Raw genomic sequence first — 20,602 nt, forward strand, 5'->3', positions numbered from 1 at the left:
ATCGCCCTTCGGAGCCGGAGAATGCCGCCGCTCCGGATCAAGCGAAAGTCATCGCGATCTCGCCCTGGCCGTCCGCGCAGCGAACCACGGCGACGGCGCCGTTCACCAGGGTGAGCTGCGGCGGAACGTGGCCGACGTCGACGCCGTGGACGACGGGAAACGGCAGATCGCCGTAGACGTGCCGGAGCGCGTCGGCGAGCTCGAAGTCCTTGACGGCGGAGTAGCCGGCGGGCCTGCCGATCAGGACGCCGTTCGTCCGCTCGAACCAGCCGTTCGCCCGGAACTGCCAGAGGTGGCGGTACAGATCCGCCGCGTTCATCTCGCAGCTCTCCAAGTACCAGACGAGCCCTTCGTCCTGCGCGTACGTCCGGGCGAACGTCTCTACCGGCGCGTAAGGCGTTCCGATCAAGACGGAGATCGTGTCCATGCAGCCGCCGATGAGCCGGCCCCGGAACGCGGCCTCGCCGCCGCCCAGCGTCTCCCACCGGGTCGGCGCGTCGGCCGCCGGCGCGCTCCAGGAGGAGCGGTGCACGGCCGACGCGCGCTGGCGCACCGTGCCGAGAGCCGGCGTCGCCAGCACGTCCAGCCAGCGGTCCGCCGTGGCGTCCGGCTGATCGGAGCCGATGTCCGCGTAGTTCGGGCCGTGCGCGGTCGCATGCCCCGTGAGCAAGGTGCAGGCGAACATGAAGGTGCTCAGATCCGAGTAGCCTAACAGCCACTTCGGCGGCCGCGCGCGCAAGGACGCCCAATCGATCAAGGGCAGGATGTCCATCAGAAATTCGCCGCCCCAGGGCGGAATGACGGCCTGCGTCCCCGCATGGAGGAGGAATTGCTGAAGCTCCGCGGCCCGCCGGGCAGCCGAGGCGCTGACGCATTTCCCGTTCTGCCAGACGGTATCGCCGTAGACGACCTGGAATCCGAGTCGTTCGACCTTTGCCTTCGAACGCGCGAGCACGTCGTGCAGATGCGGTTCTACGCCGCTGGAGGGCGCGGTGACGCCGATGGTATCGCCCGCTCGCAGAGGAGCGGGATATTGGATGCGGGACATGGGCGATCCCCCTTTCGTCGTTTCCCTGATTATAGAAACGGAAGGTCCCGCATTCAAGTGCGAATGGACGGCAAGCTCCTGCCGATGCGTTTTGGCGCGAGGTAGCGCAACGGCCGCATGCGGCAAGTCGGTCTTCTTTTTCCCGGAACGAAGGGGGAAGCGGGTTGGTTCGTCCCGGTCGCGGGTGGAGCCGATGGCTGTCCGCTCGCGACACGGCTTGCTTGATCGGAAGTATCGGGTTACGGGCCGGGCGATGGCCGCATATGCACGACGATCAGCCTCGCTCCGTATAGGGGGCAGGGCTGAGTTCGTTCCGGAAAGCTCGTCATGCTCGTCATGCTAGTCTGCATAATTGGTCAAGTCCCCTCATAGAAATGAACCATGGAATAACCAATCGCAGAGGGGTTGATCGCAATGCGTCGCAGGCTCCCATGGATCTTAGCCGTCACCTTGCTCCTGACCGCCGTCCTGTCCGGATGCGGAGGCAGCAAGAACGCGGATTCGATCGTGAAGGATCTGAGCAAGGTGGCCGACAAAATGGAAAGCTATCAAGGCAGCGGCACGATGACGCTGCACACCGGGCAGCAGCCGCAGAAGTACAAGGTGGAAGTATGGTACCAGAAGCCGAAGTTCTACCGGATCGCGCTGACGAGCGAGAGCCGCGACATTACCCAGATCGTGCTGCGCAACGACGACGGCGTGTTCGTCCTCACGCCGAGCCTGAACAAGAGCTACCGCTTCCAGAGCGACTGGCCGGAGAATCAAGGCCAAGTCTACCTGTATCAGACGCTGCTGCACAGCATTACGACCGACAATTCCCGCCAGTTCGCCAAAGAGAAGGACGCCTACGTCTTCGACGTCATGGCCGGCAGCTACCAGAACGGCTCCTTCGCGCGGCAGAAGATCTGGCTGAACAAGCAGGACTATGCCCCGCAAAAAGTGGAAGTCACGGACACGAACGCCAACGTCATGGTCGACGTCGTGTTCGACAGCTTCCAATTCGGCAAGAAGTTCGAGAAATCGGCGTTCGACATGCAGCAGAACATGGCTTCCTCGAACGGCCAGACGACAGATCAACCCAGCCCGTCAGGCGCTGCGGACGGCGCGAACGGCGCGAATGGCGCGAACGCCAGCCCGGACGCCAACGCGTCGGATCCGACCGTCGCGACGCCGGACGGCACGGCAGACGGCGGCGCCGGCGGCAAACCGGATACCGCGGCATCGGGAACCGACCAGACCTTCTCGGCAATCGAACCGGTACACGAGCTGCTGCCGCAAGGCGTGGAGCTGCGCGACTCCCAAGACATCTCGCTCGCCGACGGCAGCCAGGGCGCCATGCTGCGCTACAGCGGCACCTACGACTTCTCGCTCCTGGAGACGAAGTCCAAGGACCGCGCGGTCTCCTCGAATCAAGGGATCATTCTGGATCTCGGGTTCACGCTGGGGCTGCTCTCCGGCGACGACACGCAATCGCTCGCTTGGACGTACGACGGCGTCGACTATCGTCTGACGACGGTGGATCTGCCGCAAGAAGAGATGGTCAAGGTGGCCCAAGCCATCGTCGACCAATCCGGCAAGTAACATCATTCGTCACCCGTCCCGCATGCCCGAGAAGAGCCGGTCGTACCGACCGGCTCTTCCTGCGATTCCGCCCCGTTCCGGTTGCTAGCCCCCCGCAGAACGGTCCCGGTCTCCGGCGGATACCGTGCTGCCGAGGACGACCAGGCATCCGGCAGGGTCGTTCCGACCCTCAGGACCCGGAATAGGGAAAGGTTGCCTGCGCCGGTTTCGTTGACAGTACCGCACGCACCCGGTAACATTACCTTATTAGGTTTATCCTTGGGGTTTTAGTGCAGAAGTAGGTGACGGGTACGTGAATAGCTATTACCGGCCGACGGTGGCCGAGATCTCTCTGGATGCGATGACGCGCAATATCCGCGCGTTCCGCGACCGGCTGGACGCCGGGACGAAGCTGCTCGCGTCCGTGAAGGCGAACGCCTACGGGCACGGCGCGGTCTGGACGTCCCGATGCGCGGCCGAAGCGGGCGCCGACTACCTCGGCGTCGCGTTTCTGGACGAGGCGCTCCAGATTCGCCAGGCGGGCGAGACGACGCCGATCCTCGTGCTGGGCTACGTGCCCCCCGAGGGGCTGGCGGTCGCCAGGGCGCGCGGCGTCACGATCGCGCTGTATCGCGACGACCAGCTGGATGCGATCGAGAAGCTGCCCGAACGCGGACCGAAGCTGAAGGCGCACGTGAAGATCGACTCCGGCATGGGCCGGCTCGGACTGCTGCCCGGTCCGGCCGCCGAACGGTTCCTGGAGCGCGCTTGCAAGCTGCCGCAGCTCGAGGTGGAGGGCATGTTCACGCACTACGCGCGCGCGGACGAGGCCGACAAGGGCTACTCGATGATGCAGGCCGAGCGATTCGCGACCATGGTCGACTATGTCGCCCGGCACGGACTGCCGCCGACGATCGTCCATGCGGGCAACAGCGCCGCGGGCATCGATCTTCCGGCGCATATCGGCGGCATGCTCCGTCTCGGCATCAGCATGTACGGGTTGTACCCGAGCGGCGAGGTCCGGCGGGACGAAGTCGTCTTGGAGCCGGTCATGTCGCTGAAGACGCAGGTCGTCCACGCCAAGACGCTGGCGGCGGGCGAAGGCATCAGCTACGGGACCCGGTATTTCACGGAGCGGCAGGAGTCGATCGGCACGCTGCCGATCGGATACGGCGACGGCTACAGCCGGATGCTGTCCGGCAAAGCCGAGGTGCTGGTCCGCGGGCGCAGGGTGCCGGTGCTCGGCACGATCTGCATGGATCAATGCATGATCCGGCTGGACGACGCGGTGCGGGAGGGCGAATCCCCGGTCGCTCCAGGCGAAGAGGTCGTGCTGTTCGGACGCCAGGGCGATGCCGTCCTCCCGGTGGAGGAGCTGGCTGCGAAGCTGGGGACGATCAATTACGAAGTCACCTGCATGATGGCCGCCCGCATCCCGCGCTTGTACGTGAAGGACGGAGTAGTCATTTCTGCGGTCAATCCGCTCATAGGCTGATAGGGTGGGTTCGGCACGCGTTTTTTTGTTCCCGGCTTGCAGGAATGAAGCCCGGTAGCGCGAATGGTATGGAGAGTCGTATATTTCTCTCCAGGGTCCGGCATACTGGGAATTAGGTTGCGGGCTGGAAAATCTTTGGGGGTGCTTGTTCGGTGGCCAATGTGCACAATACGAAGCGGATTATGATCAGTCTGCCGGATCATCTGCTCAGGGAAGTCGACTTCGTCGTGGCGAAGGAGAATACGAACCGCAGCGAAGTCGTTCGCCAGGCGATGAAGCAATATCTCGTGGACCGGAAGAAACGTCTGATTCGCGATTCGATGCAGCGCGGTTACTTGGAGATGGCCAAGATTAACCTGAACATGGCCTCGGAGGCGTTCCATGCGGAGGAAGACGCGGAGAGTACGCTTGGACGTTTGGTTAGCGGGGTGTAGCGCTTGATCGTCAAACGCGGGGACGTGTTCTATGCAGATTTGTCGCCAGTCGTCGGCTCGGAGCAGGGCGGCGTACGCCCCGTGCTGGTGATTCAGAACGATATCGGGAACCGCTTCAGTCCTACGGTCATCGTAGCGGCCATTACCGCGCAGATTCAAAAAGCCAAGCTGCCGACGCACGTGGAGATCGAAGCGAAAGTGCACGGCATGGAACGCGATTCGGTCGTGCTGCTCGAACAGATCCGCACGATCGACAAGCAGCGTTTAACGGACAAGATCACGCATCTCGAAGAAGAAATGATGCGTAAGGTGGACGACGCGCTGCTGATCAGCGTAGGCTTAATCGACTTCTAAATAGGACGGCTAGCCGATGAAGACGACGGCGGGCTGTCTTATTTTTTTGTGCCCGGCTCTTGGCCATTATCGCTCAGGACTTACACGCCTAATCATCGTAGGGAATATTCGTCTTCGGTTGGGCAAATGTCGCCCGGAATTCATCGGGTGGGACCTGTCCGGCGGTGCTTGTCGTTGGTGCTTGGTGCTCGCCGTGGTGCGTCGTGGTGCTTGATGGTGGGGGCTGCTCCCCAATAAATTGTNNCTGTTCGGTCGGCGTTGGAGGGTCCGGAGGTCTGGAGGTCCGGAGGTCTGGAGGTCCGGAGGTCTGGGGATTCGGAGGTCTGGGGGTCCGGAGGTCTGGAGGTCCGGAGGTCTGGGGGTCGGAGGACTGGAGGACTGGTGGTCTGGAGGTCTGGCGGTCTGGAGGACTGGAGGTCTGGAGGTCTGGGGATCCGGAGGCCTGACGAATCTATGGTGACGGAACAATAGGTGCTTAGAATGTCAGAATGCCCGCTTACCATCAAATAAGAATCCAATAGGCCATGTAGATTTTATCGTTGCAGCTCGTAAAGGCATCTGGGTCGGATTCGCCGCTGTACGATCCTTTCATAGGTTGTAGCAATTTTCATTATAGCCTGCCTGATAAGGTCATGCGTGTTTTGTGTGCCCGGCTCTTGGCCGAACGTTCCGAGGCCGGCGGAACAGAAGAGTCTGGAAGCGAAAAAGATTTGACAGGACGATGCGTTTCCGCTTAATTTAAACATGTGATTTAAACGCATGTTTAAACGGAGTGGAGGAAACAGAGAGATGTTACAAGCAATAAGGCTATTTATGAAAAGGCCGACGACATGGATCGGGATCGCGACCGCGCTGATGTTCCAGCTGATCTTCTCCGTCGTCTGGATGACCGGCTACGACGGGGTGAACGACCGGATCCACAATCTAAAGGTGGGCATCGTGAACGAGGATCAAGGCTTCGGCGCGAAGATCGCCCAGCAGCTTCAGGAGACGCTGCCGGTACAGACGGAAGCGATCGGCAGCGAAGCGGAAGCCCAGCGCAAGCTGAACGGCCGCGAGCTGCAGATGGTCATTCATATTCCTTCAACCTTCACGGCGGACGCGGGCTCCATCGATCGCAAGGCCACCATCGCCTACACGTTGAACGAGTCCAATCCTGCCCTGATCAAGAGCATGATGACCTCGGTGTCGACCCAGGTGACGGCTACCGTGAATAAGGTAGCGGCGGGTCAAGGCATCCGGCAAGCGCTCGTTCAGGCGAATCTGCCGGCCGATCAAGCGGCCGCCGCGGCCGAAGCCTTGTCGGAGCGGGTATCCGGCTCCGTCGCTTCGGTGAACCCGATCGACGGCATGAACAATCAGATGGTCCCGATGATGCTCGTGCTGGCTTCGTTCGTCGGCGCGATGATCTACGGCATGAACTTGGAGCAGTCCTCGATGGCAGCCGCGGCGGCTGGAGCCGGCCGGTGGCGCCGCTTCGGAGCGCGGGCGTGGATCAACGTCGCGGCCGCGGCAGTCGTCTCCCTCGTCGGCAGCGCGATGGTGCTGGCGCTCGGCGGCCAGGCGGTGCACGGATTCGCCGCTCTGTGGGGCATGGTGTTCCTCATCCTGCTGACCTTCATGTTCGTGACCCAGATGTTCCTGCTGCTGTTCGGCATGGGCGGCATGCTCTTCAATATTCTATTGCTCTCCGCCCAATTGGTGTCTTCGGGCGCGATGGTGCCGCGCGAATTGCTCTCCGGCTTCTATCTGAATCTGGGCAAGGGGCTGCCCGCGACCTATGCGGTCGAAGGCGGAATGAACGTGCTCTTCGGCGGTCCGGGCGTCGGTCATGCGGTCGGATCGTTGATTCTCATCGCGGCAGTCGCCGGCGCCGTCGGCACGCTCGCGGTCGCGCTCAAGCCGCAGCGCCAGCCGCGCGCCGCGGTCGCACCGTCGCCGGCTGCGGGCTGAGGCAATCGCTTGCTTCCATGAACGGGGGTGGTCCATAATAGGACATATCCCCCGCATGAGGCTGGAGGCAGAGATGGAATCAACCGAACAGGACGTGAAGAGGCGGCTGTTGCTTGCCGCGAAGAAGCTGTTCGCCCGCCAAGGGTTCGACGGGACGACGATCCGGCAGATCTGCGAGGAGGCCGGCGCGAACGTCGCGCTCGTCTCGTATTACTTTGGGGGAAAGGACAAGATCTTCGAAGCGGTGATCGAGACCTTCTTCCCACACGACAGCATCCGGGAGCGGTTCGCCGAGTCGATGGAGCCGGTGAACGGCGTCCGGGCCGTCATCCGGGAAGTGATCCTCTATCGCTCGCGGGATCCCGAGCTGGTTCAGCTGATCCAGAACGAATCTTCCCACGATTCGCCCCGGACGGAGATTATCCGCAAGCATCTCATACCGATCTGGACGCGAATGCGGGATCTGCTGGAGCAGGGCAAGCGCGAAGGCGTCTTCCGTTTTCGTTCGCTCGACAATACGTTTCTGTATATCTGGGGAGGACTGCTGTTCCATCGGGAATTCAACTTGTTCGATCCGATCTTGGCCGACGCGCCTCCGACGGCGGAGCAGCTGACGCAGGATCTGACGGACTTCGTCCTCGGCGCCTTGCATTGCGGAGCGGCGGCCGGCAACGAAACGAAGGTATAATCCGCATGGCGCTTCCCGGAGGGGAGCGTCTATTGGTTTTGCGCCGGACGAGCGGATATACCCGAGTCTGCGGGGAACTGACAGAATGGGAAGGCTTTGGGCGGCGATGCCGCCACGATGAGGAGGAGCATATAGATGAGCGAAGCGGTGAAGACGGAAGTGAGAGAGAGCGAAGAACGGATGATCGCGCAGATCGCCGCCGAACTCGGGCTGAAGACCGGTCAAGTGCGGACCGTGTCGGGGTTGTTGGACGAAGGCAATACGATCCCCTTCATCGCCCGGTACCGGAAGGAGATGACCGGCGAGCTGGACGAGAACCAGCTGCGCGCGATCGAAGAACGCAGAGGATATCTGAAGCAGCTGGAGCTTCGCAAGGACGAAGTCGTCCGGCTGATCGACGAGCAGGGCAAGCTGACGCCGGAGCTCGAAGGCGCCATTCGCAAAGCCGTCAAGCTGCAGGAGATCGAGGACCTCTATCGGCCGTACCGGCAGAAGCGCAAGACGCGGGCGAGCGTCGCCAAGGAACGGGGGCTGGAGCCGCTCGCGCAGTGGCTGCTGTCGCAGCCGCGGCAGGGCGATCTGCTCGCCGAGGCGGCGAAGTACGTCGACGAGGGGAAGGGCGTCCCGACGGCGCAGGATGCCGCGCAGGGCGCCATGGACATCGTCGCGGAGGGCATCGCCGACGACGCGGACATCCGCAAGTGGGTGCGCCGGTTCACATGGGATCATGGCGTCTTGACGAGCAAGGCGAAGAATGCGGAAGCGGAGAGCGTCTACGAGATGTACTATCAGTACAGCGAGCCGGTGAAGCGTCTGCCGCCGCACCGGGTGCTGGCCATCAACCGCGGCGAGCGGGAGGACGTGCTGGGCGTCGGGCTCGACGTCCCGACCGACCGCGTCGTCGCAGAGCTGCATCGGCGCGTGATCCGCGGGCCGTCTTTGGCTAGGGACGCGCTGGCGGCCGCGGCCGAAGACGCCTACAAGCGGCTCATCGCCCCTTCCATTGAGCGGGAGCTGCGCGGCGAACTGACGGACAAGGCGGAAGAACATGCCATCGGCATCTTCTCGGAGAACCTGCGCAACCTGCTGCTCCAAGCGCCGGTCAAAGGCCGCGTCGTCCTCGGCGTCGATCCGGCCTTCCGGACGGGCTGCAAGCTCGCCGTCGTGGACGACACGGGCAAGCTGCTGGAGGTGGCGGTCTCTTATCCGACGCCGCCGCACAACAAGAAAGCCGAGGCCGAAGCGCTGTTCCGCCGGCTAATCGCGCAGTACGGCGTCACGCTGATCGTCGTCGGCAACGGGACGGCGTCGCGCGAGACGGAGCAATTCGTGGTCGGCGTCATCAAGGGCATGCCCGAGCGCGGCCTGCAGTATCTCATCGTCAACGAGGCCGGCGCGAGCGTCTACTCCGCCTCCAAGCTGGCGCAGGAGGAGTTCCCGGACCTGGACGTCGCGGAGCGCAGCGCGGTATCGATCGCCCGCCGGCTCCAGGATCCGCTGGCGGAGCTGGTGAAGATCGAGCCGAAGGCGATCGGCGTCGGGCAGTACCAGCACGACGTGACGCAGAAGCGGCTCGAGGAGAGTCTCGGCGGCGTCGTCGAGTCGGCGGTCAACCATGTCGGCGTCGACGTGAACACGGCGTCTCCTTCGCTGCTGTCCTACGTCTCCGGCATCAACGCGACGCTGGCGAAGAACATCGTGAAGACGCGCGAGGAGAACGGGAAGTTCACGGACCGCAAGCAGCTGCAGAAGGTGCCGCGGCTCGGGGCCAAGGCGTTCGAGCAGTGCGCGGGCTTCCTGCGCATCACCGACGGGCGCAATCCGCTCGACCGGACGCCCATCCACCCCGAATCCTACGAGGTGGTCGACCGGCTGTTCCGCGAGCTGCGGCTGGAGCTGGCGGCGATCGGCTCCGAGGAGCTGAAGGAGCGGCTGCGGGAGATCAAGCCCGAAGAAGTCGCGGTTCAATTGGGCGTCGGCGTGCCGACGCTGCGGGATATTCTCGGCAGCCTGCAGCGGCCGGGACGCGATCCCCGAGACGAGCTGCCGCCGCCGATCTTCCACACGGACGTCCTCGACATCGAAGACCTGCAGCCGGGCATGGAGCTGGCGGGAACGGTCCGGAACGTGGTGGACTTCGGCGCCTTCGTCGACATCGGCATCAAGAACGACGGGCTCGTACACATTTCGCAGCTCAGCAACCGGTTCGTCAAGCATCCGACCGAGGTCGTTGCCGTCGGCGACACGGTTAAGGTGTGGGTGATCGGCGTCGATCAGAAGAAAGGACGCGTCAGCCTCACGATGAAGGGGCCTTCCGAAGCGTAAGGAGCGAAGAAGGACCGTCGGATTCGGATCCCAATAAAAGATGAAGAAGCCGCCACGCGGACAAGCTCAAGGCTTGCCGCTGGCGGCTTCTTGCATGCAGGCGCTGTGGGGCATCCTGCGGATGTATATCGAAGGAAATGAGGGCATTCGGAGGGTTCATGCGATGCGTGGCGCCGGGGCGTCAAGCGGGCATGGCCCTTAAGGCTGCGAACGGGGAACGATGGTCCCGCCTGCAGACGATTGACGCTGGTAGAAAAACCAGCAGTCGTTCAGCATCTTGATCTGCCGGCGGTCTTTCTTGAGGTAAGCCCTCATCAGCTGGTTGCACAGCCATTGCGGCATTGCTGTCGTCCTCCTCCCATCACATGCTGTAGTATTAACATATGGGAGTGGGCGAATGACCGTGCAGGTCCGACAAAAGTTGCGCAATGGCCTATAGCCGGATGGGGCAGACCGCGGTTGGCGCCGGCGTTGGATTACGTTAGATCGAGCCTTCTTCTTCGTACCATTGCTCCAGCTGCGCTTGCAGCGCCCGGATCTCCGTGAGCAGCGAGACGAGCGGGTAGGCGCTCTCGCGGATCGCGGCGAAGGTGCTTTCCAATTCGTTGATGTAGTCCATGCCGCTCGTTGGAATTATCGCTTCATCAAGCAAATCCAGTTCGCCGATCTCCGCGATCGCCTTCGGCAGCTCCGGCACGTTGTCGGCCGTCAGCTTGGACAGTTCCTTGTGCAGTCTCAAGTTCAGCGCGCTCAGCTGATAGGCGTGGGAAGCGGGCATCTCCACGAACAACAGGCTTCCGTCGCGGCGGTGCAGCAGAATATGGGTCATCTTAGGCATATCGAATAAGGGCTCCCCTCGGGCAAATTCTACTTGACAGTGTAGCCCAACCGGAGGCTACAATTCAAGTAGGACAAGCGATCCGTGGCGCGGTTCGGGACAGCTCAGGGAGGCGTGTGACATGGAGGACCGCGAGCTTCAGGCTTGGGTGGAGCAGGTATCGCAGCAGTGGTTCGGGATGCCGTTCCGGCACAAGGCCGTTTTCAATGCGAGGCTGCGTACGACGGGCGGACGGTATTTTACGAAAAGCCATCATATCGAGATCAGTCCTCATCAGTTGGCCTTCAACGGCCCGGAGGAGACGGAGCGGATCATCAAGCACGAGCTGTGCCATTATCATCTGCACCTGCTCGGGCGGGGTTATCGTCATCGCGACCCCGAGTTCAAGGCGCTGCTCGCGAAGGTGGGCGCTACGCTCTACTGTCAGTCGCTGCCGGGCGCCAAGCGCAGCCTGCCGGTGAAGTACCTGCTGATCTGCCGCGCGTGCGGGATGACGTATCCGCGCAAGCGCAAGACCGATCCCCGCAAGTATGCCTGCGGCCGCTGCCGGGGCAAGCTGAAGCTGGAAGCCGCCGTGCCGGAGACGGGACCCGAGGCCGCGCAGAAGCCCGCTACGACGCCTGTTTGAGGGGCGGGAGACCGCTTGCGAGATGGGAATAAAAAACAGTGTTCAAAAGGCTTGACTTCAGGATTGAAGCATGATAAATTAATCAATGTCACTTTTGAAGAACGAACGTCATTCCCTGATAGCTCAGTTGGTAGAGCACTCGACTGTTAATCGAGTTGTCACAGGTTCGAGTCCTGTTCGGGGAGCCATGGAGAGATACCCAAGTGGCTCAAGGGGACCCTCTGCTAAGGGGTTAGACTGCGCAAGTGGTGCGAGGGTTCGAATCCCTCTCTCTCCGCCACCACGGTGACATGACGAGGACTGCCGACAGGCAGTCCTTTTTGACATCTTAAGGGTCATCCAGCACGCAGAGGAAGACGAAGGACTACCGGTCGGCGGTCCTTTGGGTTAGCTGGCCAGGGGATGCTGGTGGACCGAGGAGTTAGTCGATTTTTTCGACTATCTCGGCGCCGGGGGGCACGTGAACCGAGGAGTTAATCGATTTTTTCGATTTACTCGAACGACCGTGCGCCACTGGGATCGTCGATCGTTTCAACGAACGCCTCGTACAGAAGCTGCGTATTGGCAGCCTCTCTTCTCACCTCGCGCGTTCCGTCACAATCGCTCGCCGGGACGCATCAAAGCCACTTTTTCCGCTTATAATACCACCACAGCCCGCCGGAGATCACGAGCATGACGATCCACACCATGCCATAGCCATACTTCCAGTTCAACTCGGGCATGACGCGGAAGTTCATGCCGTACAGGCCAACGACGAAGGTGAGCGGCAGGAAGATGGAGCTGACGATCGTGAGCGTCTTCATGATCTCGTTCATGCGGTCGGACTTCATGTTCAGTTGAAGCTCCAATAGCCCGGTCAAGGACTCGCGGAACGAATCGATCGAATCGAGCACGCGCGAGAGGTGGTCGTAGAGGTCGACGAAGTAGACGTCCGCCTCTTGACGGGAGTAAGGGAACTGCTGATGGGTCAATTGGGCCAGAGCCGCCTTCTCATCCGCCAAGATGCGTCTGATCGTATGGAGACGACGTTTCAACCGGAAGACGTCGCCTGCGATCCGGACATTCGGGTTGCGGAAGAGCGCGCGTTCGTGCCCGTCGATGAGATTCTCCACCTTGTCGGTGAGATCGGCGTAGTCGTCCACGCAGCGATCCAGCAGGCGGTACAGGATCGCGCCAGAGAACTCCATGAACCGCGGAGCCGCGTTCCTGAAGTCGGCTGCCGCCTGACTGAGGGACTCCACTTCTTGATGGGCGACCGTAATGACGTAGTTCGGTCCGATGACGTGCTCGATCTCCACGGTGGAGAGATCCTTGCTGGCTTGGAAAAACGTCAGCAGCATGTGCTTGTCGTAACGGTCGAGCTTCGGGCGCTGATTCAGCTTCACGCAATCCTCGACGATAAGCGGATGACAATGGAACGTATCCGTGAGGACGCGCTCGATCTCGTCCGTGGGCGCGGAGACGAGGGAGATCCAGGCGATTTCGCCCTCGCTCGGAAGCCGGATAGGCGCCTCCTGGACGGTCTTGGAACGGGTGTCGTAGAGCAGCATAAAGGTCACGAATCACGGCCTCCTTTTGCCTTTAGAATAGCATATTTTGTCATCAAAAAAAGTTTGGGCGAAAAGCTTGCCAACTCGCGATCTATGTTATATAATCATTTTTGTCGTCTGAAAGGGACCACCGGGAAACGAACGGTCCGAGATCGATGCGGCCCGTTGGTCAAGGGGTTAAGACACCTCCCTTTCACGGAGGTAACAGGGGTTCGAATCCCCTACGGGTCACCACTCATTAAGAGCCATTAGCTCAGTTGGTAGAGCACCTGACTTTTAATCAGGGTGTCGTAGGTTCGAGTCCTACATGGCTCACCAGTATACGATCCTGGCCAACCTCATGCCGGATCGGGTTACAAATTCATATGCGGTCGTGGCGGAATGGCAGACGCACCAGCTTGAGGGGCTGGCGGTAGCAATACCGTGGAGGTTCGAGTCCTCTCGACCGCACCATACTTAAGAAGCTGAAATCCCTTGATACTTAAGGGATTTTTTTATTTGTGTTTTTTAGAGGGCGTGGGGAGAAGGATGGAAAAGCGCTCAAAATGTCTCCGTGGTAGTACCGTGGTAGCAAGAAGAAGAAAGAGCATCTCCTGAGCGACTGGTTGCTCGGGTGAATATCGATGTAGCAGAGCCATTAGTTTAATGAGCCAAAGCCACTGTGTCCAAAATAGAGCCATTATGTTATTATCCAGGTCCATGCGGAATGCGACATTTGGTATCCAGGAGATGAGAATGCACATTCTGCCCCTACCGCACGTTACGGCGCTGAATTGGAACTGAAGGTACCCGTTATAAAAGGATGCGGAGTGGTGAGGGTAAATTTTAGGACAGCCTCTCTTTCTTTGCTCGTTTCAAGTTAATGATTTGTTGTTTTTGTTGATTTTGTTTTCTATTTTTTCTCGTTTTTATTCGCTATGCTTGGGATGAAATTCGGGCGAAGGAGGGCAGTGACGGATTCGGGGAATCTCACAGTAGCAAATTTGAGTGGCAAAGGGGTGACGGTTTTCAGCTAAAATCAAATTTCTCGGAATAATACTGTAAGCGCTATCAAATTAAGGGGTTTACCTTATTATTTAGTATTTATTAGACAATAAAAAGGAGCTCCTCCCAATATGAAATTCACTTTCAGAAGGTGGTGCGCTTGCCTGATCGTCTCTACGTTAATGTGCGGTGCGCTCATTTCTCCGTCAGGGGTCTATGCGGCCAATTCTCTTAATATCAATGCGGTTCTGCAAAGCGACGTCATCACGAACAAATTTAATACGTTGAACAGCTGGTATTACAATAGCGACTGGGGTTCTTTCGCGAGCAGTCAGCCTGACAACTATGTTACAAGCAATTATCCTTTCATCCAATATGTGCGGCTGTTTACGGCAACCGGTGGCTGCTATACGGGGTATGCGGGCTGCAGCGGCGGGAATGACCGCGATCTGTTCGTTAATCCCGCCAACACGGCTACTATGACGGATTATAAGTTCGATAGTCTGAAGTCCTCCATTCAGAACGTTCTCAACAAAGGCTTGAAGCCTTATATCGTTACCGGCAACGTGCCCATTAAATATTCCGCAACCCCCTATATCGGAGCATTTAACGTCAATACCCGACCTCCGACAGACTACTCGACATACTACAATTATATTAAGGCGATGGCCGATGCGCTTGTATCCCAATTCGGCGTTACCGAAATCAAGACGTGGAAATGGGGAGTGCTGTCGGAATTTGAGAATGCGGCTTGGTTTTGGGATAGCCCTGGCTCTACTCCGGACGCGAACGCATCCAAAACGGCTTATTTCAAACTGTACGATTACACGGTAGCGGCTCTTCAAAGCTCCATCGGCTCCGGCAATTTGACGGTTGGCGCGCACGCAATGGCCGTTACCCCGGGCTTGTGGGATCCCCGCGACTTTATCGACCATGTTGCAACCGGAAACAACTACAAAACGGGCGGCATTGGCACGCAAATCAATTTCATCACGGCCTCGTACTACGATGATGCACCCGGCGTTTATACGGCCAACAGCTTGCCGGCCGTCATCAACAGCCTACGGGACCGCGCCATCATGGACGGGTTGACGAATCTTCAGGTCGGGGTGGACGAAGGCTGGTTCCTGACGGATACGAGCGGCAAGGATTTGTTCTCTCGATCATCGGGAACGGGCTACCAGGGAGCTTACATGGCCAAAAAAATCAAGGAAATGGTCGACTACAACATTGACTGGTTTTCCGTCTGGGACCTCAACGCTTATGGCGTATGGGGAGGGGCGAGCGTTCCGACGATCTCCACCAACGTCATCGCTTTGGCGAGCAAAATGGCAGGCGAACGCAGGGCGGGATTGTCCATCGGCGGCAGCGCCTCCGGTTCGGGCAACGTCGTGGACGGATTCGCCAGCTACAGCGACTCGACGAAGAAGCTGCACATCCTCGTATATAACTACAACGCCAATCCGAACGCCGTGAGCAGCGAGTCTCCGACGATCGCCATCAACAACATAGCCGCCGTGTCGGGAGGCAGCGTGAACGTCAAATCGTGGACGGTCGACGACACCCACGCGAATTTTTGGCCCCAGTGGTGGAGCGACAAGGGATCTTCGTTGACGTCGGCGGACTATGGCGGCTTCTGGTCGCCGCAATCGGTAGAAGTTCCCGCCGCCCTAACGAATTCGTCCGCTCTGGCTTACTGGAACAGCAGGCTGGGAACCTACCAATCGCTAGCCGCCCTCACTTCGTCGGCGACTTCCCCCATGACGGTAAGCGGCAACTCGATCACATTATCGCCTACCTTGAACCATCATGGTGTCATGCTGTATGAGATCACGAATGTAACTAGCATAGGCAATCTCGTAAGCGTCACGGACGACATTAACGATTTCTCGAAAATGAACGCACACGGCTCCGGACTGTTCTTCGACAGCCTGAACGTGGCCGCGCTCGGGGATACAAGAAGAGCGGCGCGAACGACCACGGGCCCGACGCCGGAATTCGTGACATACCTGTACAACAATTCAAAAAGTGTTACTTTGACCGGTTTGTTCGATTCCACTGCCGAACCGATTAATAATTTCAAGCTTTACACGTCTTCCACGGGAGCGAGCGGATCATGGGCGCTCCAGAGCGGTTACACAACTAGCGATACGCCAATCAATAGCAATCTGTGGACGAAACGCGTTTACAACTGGCCTTCCCTGCCCGCGGGCACGAATTACGTAAAGGTGGAGTTTCCGACGGGCGGTTCGCAGAATTGGAACCCGCAGTTGAGTCAGGTAACGATTCAATACACCCCTTGACCGCAAGGAATGATTAATCCCTTCACAGACAGGAGCAATAAGATGAAAAAAAGAAAAGCTGTAAGCGCTATACTATCTCCGCTTCTTCTGTTAAGCATGGTTCTCGGTCTGTTTCCCGGCATTTCGACCGCTGCCGCCGGCGTGCAACTGACGTTCGACCTGAACGCCCAGGGCCAGACGCTGACGAACAAATTTTACGACCTCAGTGCCTGGGATCTGAACGAGCATTGGACGACGGAAGCGGACTCCAAGGATGCCGATTATTTCTCGTCCCGCTATCCGTTTATCAAAAGGGTTCAGCTAATGATCGCAACCGGGGGCTGTTATATCGGCTATCCGGGATGCAACACGAACCGGGATTTATTCGCCGACCCTTCGGATAAGACGAAATTGAACGATTATAAGTTCGACTCCCTGATTCAAGCAACGAGCAACATCGTCAAGCAAGGATTGAAACCTTATATCGTAACAGGCAACGTTCCGATCAAGCTCAGCTCGAAGCCGGTATTGGGCCCTTTCCAGGTGAACGTCCGACCGCCGGCCGATTACGAAAAATACTACAACTATATCAAGGCATTGGGCGATGCGCTTGTTGCCAAATTCGGGGCGGAAGAACTAAAAAGCTGGCAATGGGGCGTCGTGCAGGAATACGAAAACCGCGATATGTACCTTGCCGACGACGAGTCTTCCGAGAGTACCCGAATCGCATATTTTAAGCTTTACGATTATACGGTAGCCGCCCTGCAGGATTCCATAGGCTCGGCTAACCTCACGGTCGGTGCGCACGCGATGGCGGTCTCCCCCGGACTGTGGAGTCAACTTGAGTTCATCGATCATGTCGCGAAAGGAAAAAACTATAAAACGGGAAAGATAGGAACGCAAATCGACTTTCTGACCGGCTCCTATTACGATCAGAAACCGGGAGTCGGCGCTCCGGCCTCCAAATCTCTCGAGCATACGATCAATCTGCTACGGAGCCGCGCTCTGCAAAACGGGCTGACAGGCCTCAAATTCGGCATCGACGAGGGTCGCATTCTTCAGGGGCCTGACGGGAAAGATCTGCTGTCGAGGGTCGTCGGACATAGCTTTCAAGCCGCGGCCGATGCCAGGCTGTTCAAGCAATTGCAGGATTGGAACGTAGATTGGATCTCCATGTGGGGGATGAATACCGAAGGAGTATGGGGCGGAGCGGATTCGGTAAGCGCCCATATCGCGAATTTGTCCTACAAGATGGTCGGCGGTAAGCAGTTGAATCCCGTCTTAACAGGCGCTCCAGCCGGTACCGGTAATGAAGTCGGGGGAATCGGCGGATTCAAGGCCGAGGAGGATAAGCTTCACCTCATGGTATACAATTATAACGCCGATATGAACGCCGCAGCCGGCGAGACGCCTGCGATCACGATCAAGAATATCGCTCCGGCATCCGGGAATACCGTTACGGTCAAGCAATGGACGGTTGACGATACGCACGGCAACTTCTGGCCCGCCTGGTGGTCGGATCAAGCTTCGCGCGGTCTGGAAGACGGCTCGTACAACGTTTGGTCCAAGTATTCCGTCGAAGTGCCGTCCGCTCTGAAGAACGAAGCGGATAGGGAGTATTGGTATTCCAAAGAAGAAGGCTACAAAAAACGGGCCGAGTTAACGTCCACTACACGCAGCGTTGCCGTAAACGGCGGTTCTTTGACGCTGTACCCCAGCATGGGGCATCATGGCGTCGTCTTCTTAGAGATTACCAACGTCAAAAGTACGGGAATCGCTCAAATCGTAACCGACGATCTGAACGATTGGACCCGCAGCTACGCGCATAGCGACGGTCTGATATTCGATACGGGGAATGCCGCTATTCTCGGCGATCCCAGCCGCGTCATGCGGAAAGCTCCGTTTCCCGGTCCGGGAGCGGAATTCGTCACCTATAAGTATCCGAATATGGTCAGCCTATCCGCGACGGCTCTGTTTGCTTCTTCGAACGAGACCATCAGCGATTATAAATTTTATGCGTCCGCGGACGGAAAAAAATGGACGGAGCAATCCGGATGGAAGAGCCAGGATACGCCGATCAACGACGGCTTGTGGACGAAACGAACGTACACGCTGGGCTCGCTCCCCGGAGGAACGCAATATGTCAAAATCGAGTTCCCGGCCGAGGCGGCTTACTTCTATAGTCCTCAGTTCTCCCAGGTTCAGATCGCCTATGCCAATACTTGCGCGTGCTCCGACAATTCGGTTTATGTCGACGATTTGAACGATTGGTCGGTCGCGCACTCGCATACGGCGGGGCTTGCGTTCGATACGCTGAACGGGGAAGCGCTGGGAGACCCTAGCAGAGTCATGCGAACGGACAACGGCAGGAATACAACCGAATCCATCACCTATCGGTTCGAGGGAATGTCCGCAGCTTCCGTGTCGGCCCTGTACGCTTCCGGTTCGGAACCGATTGCCGATTTCAAGTTTTTCGTTTCGGCGGACGGCTCCAAGTGGACGGAACAAGCGAAGAAGAAAACGGCTATCCACGATACTCCGATCTCCGGAAAGTCCTGGACCCAAAGGCTGTATACGCTTGCCGATCTGCCTTCGGACACCGTCTATTTGAAGATCGAATTTCCGAAAGGAGGGAAAAACAGCTGGAACCCGCAGCTCGGAAACGTCGAAATTCGGGTGAAAGCGAAGCCTCCGACGGAGCTTACGGCAACTGAAGCAGGTACGACGAAAACTCGTTTAAGTTGGACGGCTTCTTCGGGCGCCGGCGGATATAACGTCTACCGCGCCGAAAGCGCAAACGACGCTTACAAGAAGGTCAACGATCATGCGGTTTCGACGACGGCGTTCGAGGACTCCGGTTTGAAGGCCGGAGGAACTTATTACTACAAAGTGACCTCGCTCAACAGTGTGGGAGAATCCGCTCCTTCGGCCGCAGCCAGCGTGAAGACCCCGCTCTTCGATGTCGTGACGCTGACGGACGAACTGAATGACTGGTCGATCGCAAGCTCGCATAGCTCCGGTCTGCAATTCGATACCCAGAACGCAGACGCCCTCGGCGATCCGAGCAGAGTCATGAGGAAGGAAACGCGTACCGATCCGGCCGAACATGTCGTCTACCGGATGAACGGGATGACCGGCGCCTTCGTGAACGGCTTGTTCGCGTCGGGCGCGGAACCGATATCGGACTTTGTTTTCTACGTATCGCCGAACGGTACCGATTGGACGAAGTTATCGAAACAGGCGACAATCGAAGACAAGCCGATTACGAGCGTCAACTGGACCGACCGTAAATACGCGCTGAATGATTTGCCTTCGGGAACGAATTATTTGAAGATCGAGTTTCCGGACGTTGCCGGCGCCTTCTGGAATCCGCAGTTAAGCCGGGTGGAGCTGACGGCGAAGGCGGGCGCGACGACGGACATGAAGTAGATTCCAAGCAAATTCGGATCCTCGGACAGAATATCCCGGTACGACAAGCAACAATGCAGCCTGTCTCCCGAGGGAAGCAGGCTGCATTATTTGTTCCAATTGAAAGTTCGTCAAAGCCTTCGCTTGAGCAAGCGCAGTCTCACTCCTTCACCGCGCCCAGAACCATGCCTTTGACGAAATACTTCTGAAGAAACGGATAAACGAGCAAAATCGGAATCGCCCCGATGAAGATTTGGGAAGCTTTGACCGTGTTGTTGGAGATCAGTTTGACGTCTTCGGGCCGCAGGTTGATCTTGCTGAAATCTTCCGTCACGACAATCGTTTGGAGCAGGGTACTGAGCGGCCATTTTCGGGCTTCCGTGATATAGATCATTCCGTCGAACCATGAATTCCAATGCCCCACCATCGTGAAAAGCGAGAGCGTAGCCAAGGCTGGTAAGGAAATCGGCAAGTAGATATGAAGCAGCGTTTTGAAATGCGAGGCTCCGTCGATAAGAGACGCTTCTTCCATTTCTTTGGGTACGGTCTTGAAGAAGTTGAGCAGCAGAACCATGTTCCAGGCGGATACCGCTCCCGGCAGCACCAGCGCCCAAATCGAATTCATCAGGTGCATCTTCTGGACGATGATATAAGTGGGGATAAGCCCGCCGTTAAACAGCATCGTAAAGACGAAAAACCACGTATACGTCGTTCTTCCTTTGAATCGGGAATGGACTTTGGACAACGGATAAGCAGTTAAAATCGTGACGATCATGCCGATTCCCGTCCCCAGGACGACACGCTCGACGGAGACCAGGATGGAACGCAAAAAGTTCGAATTGGAAAACGTCTGCTCGTACGCGTCGGTATTGAAACCGACGGGCCACAAGCCGACCATATTGGCGTTTGCCGGTTCCTTGGCGCTGAAGGAGACTGCGAGTATATGAATTAAGGGCAATATGCAGGCAACAGCCGAAATCAGCAAGAATGCAAGGTTGATGATGTAGAACACCCTGTAGGACGGGGCTTTATGATACATATTCGTGCTCCTTTGC

15 protein-coding genes and 5 tRNA genes are annotated in these 20,602 nt (G+C 58.3%); 15 read left to right on the forward strand and 5 right to left on the reverse strand.

What is annotated here, in order from left to right:
- Nucleotides 1–37: 37 nt before the first annotated feature.
- Nucleotides 38–1,048, reverse strand: a complete 1,011-nt coding sequence (locus H7C19_RS25350) for a S66 family peptidase (protein ID WP_185671879.1) — start codon at nt 1,046–1,048, stop codon at nt 38–40.
- Between the two features lie 414 nt (nt 1,049–1,462).
- Here H7C19_RS25350 and H7C19_RS25355 point away from each other — a divergent pair, with 414 nt between their 5' ends.
- The 7 genes from H7C19_RS25355 to H7C19_RS25385 all read left to right on the forward strand — a co-directional run bounded on the left by H7C19_RS25355 (nt 1,463) and on the right by H7C19_RS25385 (nt 9,857).
- On the forward strand, nt 1,463–2,629 hold the full coding sequence (locus H7C19_RS25355; protein WP_185671880.1) for a LolA family protein: 1,167 nt from the start codon (nt 1,463–1,465) through the stop codon (nt 2,627–2,629).
- 292 nt (nt 2,630–2,921) lie between these two features.
- Nucleotides 2,922–4,103: an alanine racemase gene (gene alr / locus H7C19_RS25360; protein WP_185671881.1), complete on the forward strand. Its 1,182-nt coding sequence runs from the start codon at nt 2,922–2,924 to the stop codon at nt 4,101–4,103.
- Between the two features lie 152 nt (nt 4,104–4,255).
- Nucleotides 4,256–4,537 (forward strand): CopG family ribbon-helix-helix protein, encoded by a 282-nt coding sequence (locus tag H7C19_RS25365; protein ID WP_313732003.1) that lies wholly within the window; start codon nt 4,256–4,258, stop codon nt 4,535–4,537.
- A gap of 3 nt (nt 4,538–4,540) precedes the next feature.
- Nucleotides 4,541–4,891 (forward strand): type II toxin-antitoxin system PemK/MazF family toxin, encoded by a 351-nt coding sequence (locus H7C19_RS25370; protein WP_185671882.1) that lies wholly within the window; start codon nt 4,541–4,543, stop codon nt 4,889–4,891.
- Nucleotides 4,892–5,704: 813 nt separating this feature from the next.
- Nucleotides 5,705–6,844, forward strand: coding sequence for a YhgE/Pip domain-containing protein (locus H7C19_RS25375; RefSeq protein WP_246469777.1), 1,140 nt, complete (start codon nt 5,705–5,707; stop codon nt 6,842–6,844).
- 73 nt (nt 6,845–6,917) lie between these two features.
- Nucleotides 6,918–7,532, forward strand: coding sequence for a TetR family transcriptional regulator (locus H7C19_RS25380; protein ID WP_185671884.1), 615 nt, complete (start codon nt 6,918–6,920; stop codon nt 7,530–7,532).
- Between the two features lie 135 nt (nt 7,533–7,667).
- On the forward strand, nt 7,668–9,857 hold the full coding sequence (locus tag H7C19_RS25385) for a Tex family protein (protein WP_185671885.1): 2,190 nt from the start codon (nt 7,668–7,670) through the stop codon (nt 9,855–9,857).
- 198 nt (nt 9,858–10,055) lie between these two features.
- On the opposite strand, the gene cmpA is transcribed toward H7C19_RS25385, so the two are convergent.
- Nucleotides 10,056–10,199, reverse strand: a complete 144-nt coding sequence (gene cmpA, locus H7C19_RS25390) for a cortex morphogenetic protein CmpA (protein WP_185671886.1) — start codon at nt 10,197–10,199, stop codon at nt 10,056–10,058.
- 139 nt (nt 10,200–10,338) lie between these two features.
- Complete coding sequence (locus H7C19_RS25395; RefSeq protein ID WP_185671887.1) at nt 10,339–10,695, reverse strand: hydrolase/acyltransferase; 357 nt, start codon at nt 10,693–10,695, stop codon at nt 10,339–10,341.
- A 121-nt stretch (nt 10,696–10,816) separates the two neighbouring features.
- Here H7C19_RS25395 and H7C19_RS25400 point away from each other — a divergent pair, with 121 nt between their 5' ends.
- The 3 genes from H7C19_RS25400 to H7C19_RS25410 all read left to right on the forward strand — a co-directional run bounded on the left by H7C19_RS25400 (nt 10,817) and on the right by H7C19_RS25410 (nt 11,603).
- Nucleotides 10,817–11,323 (forward strand): SprT family protein, encoded by a 507-nt coding sequence (locus tag H7C19_RS25400; protein ID WP_185671888.1) that lies wholly within the window; start codon nt 10,817–10,819, stop codon nt 11,321–11,323.
- 112 nt (nt 11,324–11,435) lie between these two features.
- A tRNA-Asn gene (locus H7C19_RS25405) sits at nt 11,436–11,511 on the forward strand.
- Nucleotide 11,512: 1 nt separating this feature from the next.
- Nucleotides 11,513–11,603 (forward strand) — tRNA-Ser (locus tag H7C19_RS25410).
- 337 nt (nt 11,604–11,940) lie between these two features.
- Here the strand turns inward: H7C19_RS25410 and corA are convergent.
- Nucleotides 11,941–12,873 carry a magnesium/cobalt transporter CorA gene (gene corA, locus H7C19_RS25415; RefSeq protein ID WP_221469475.1) on the reverse strand — a complete coding sequence of 311 codons (933 nt, stop codon included), beginning with the start codon at nt 12,871–12,873 and terminating at the stop codon, nt 11,941–11,943.
- Between the two features lie 159 nt (nt 12,874–13,032).
- Here corA and H7C19_RS25420 point away from each other — a divergent pair.
- From H7C19_RS25420 to H7C19_RS25440, 5 genes are all read left to right on the forward strand, one after another.
- A tRNA-Glu gene (locus H7C19_RS25420) sits at nt 13,033–13,107 on the forward strand.
- 8 nt (nt 13,108–13,115) lie between these two features.
- Nucleotides 13,116–13,191 (forward strand) — tRNA-Lys (locus H7C19_RS25425).
- A gap of 49 nt (nt 13,192–13,240) precedes the next feature.
- Nucleotides 13,241–13,326 (forward strand) — tRNA-Leu (locus H7C19_RS25430).
- A 662-nt stretch (nt 13,327–13,988) separates the two neighbouring features.
- A complete protein-coding gene (locus H7C19_RS25435) occupies nt 13,989–16,160 on the forward strand; it encodes a GH39 family glycosyl hydrolase (protein WP_185671890.1) in 2,172 nt (723 codons plus the stop codon).
- A gap of 42 nt (nt 16,161–16,202) precedes the next feature.
- Complete coding sequence (locus H7C19_RS25440) at nt 16,203–19,568, forward strand: GH39 family glycosyl hydrolase (protein WP_185671891.1); 3,366 nt, start codon at nt 16,203–16,205, stop codon at nt 19,566–19,568.
- A 139-nt stretch (nt 19,569–19,707) separates the two neighbouring features.
- On the opposite strand, the gene H7C19_RS25445 is transcribed toward H7C19_RS25440, so the two are convergent.
- Nucleotides 19,708–20,586: a carbohydrate ABC transporter permease gene (locus H7C19_RS25445; RefSeq protein WP_185671892.1), complete on the reverse strand. Its 879-nt coding sequence runs from the start codon at nt 20,584–20,586 to the stop codon at nt 19,708–19,710.
- Nucleotides 20,587–20,602 lie beyond the last annotated feature (16 nt).

The sequence above is a fragment of the Cohnella nanjingensis genome, from assembly GCF_014212125.1.
GTDB classification, from domain to species: Bacteria; Bacillota; Bacilli; order Paenibacillales; family Paenibacillaceae; genus Cohnella; species Cohnella nanjingensis.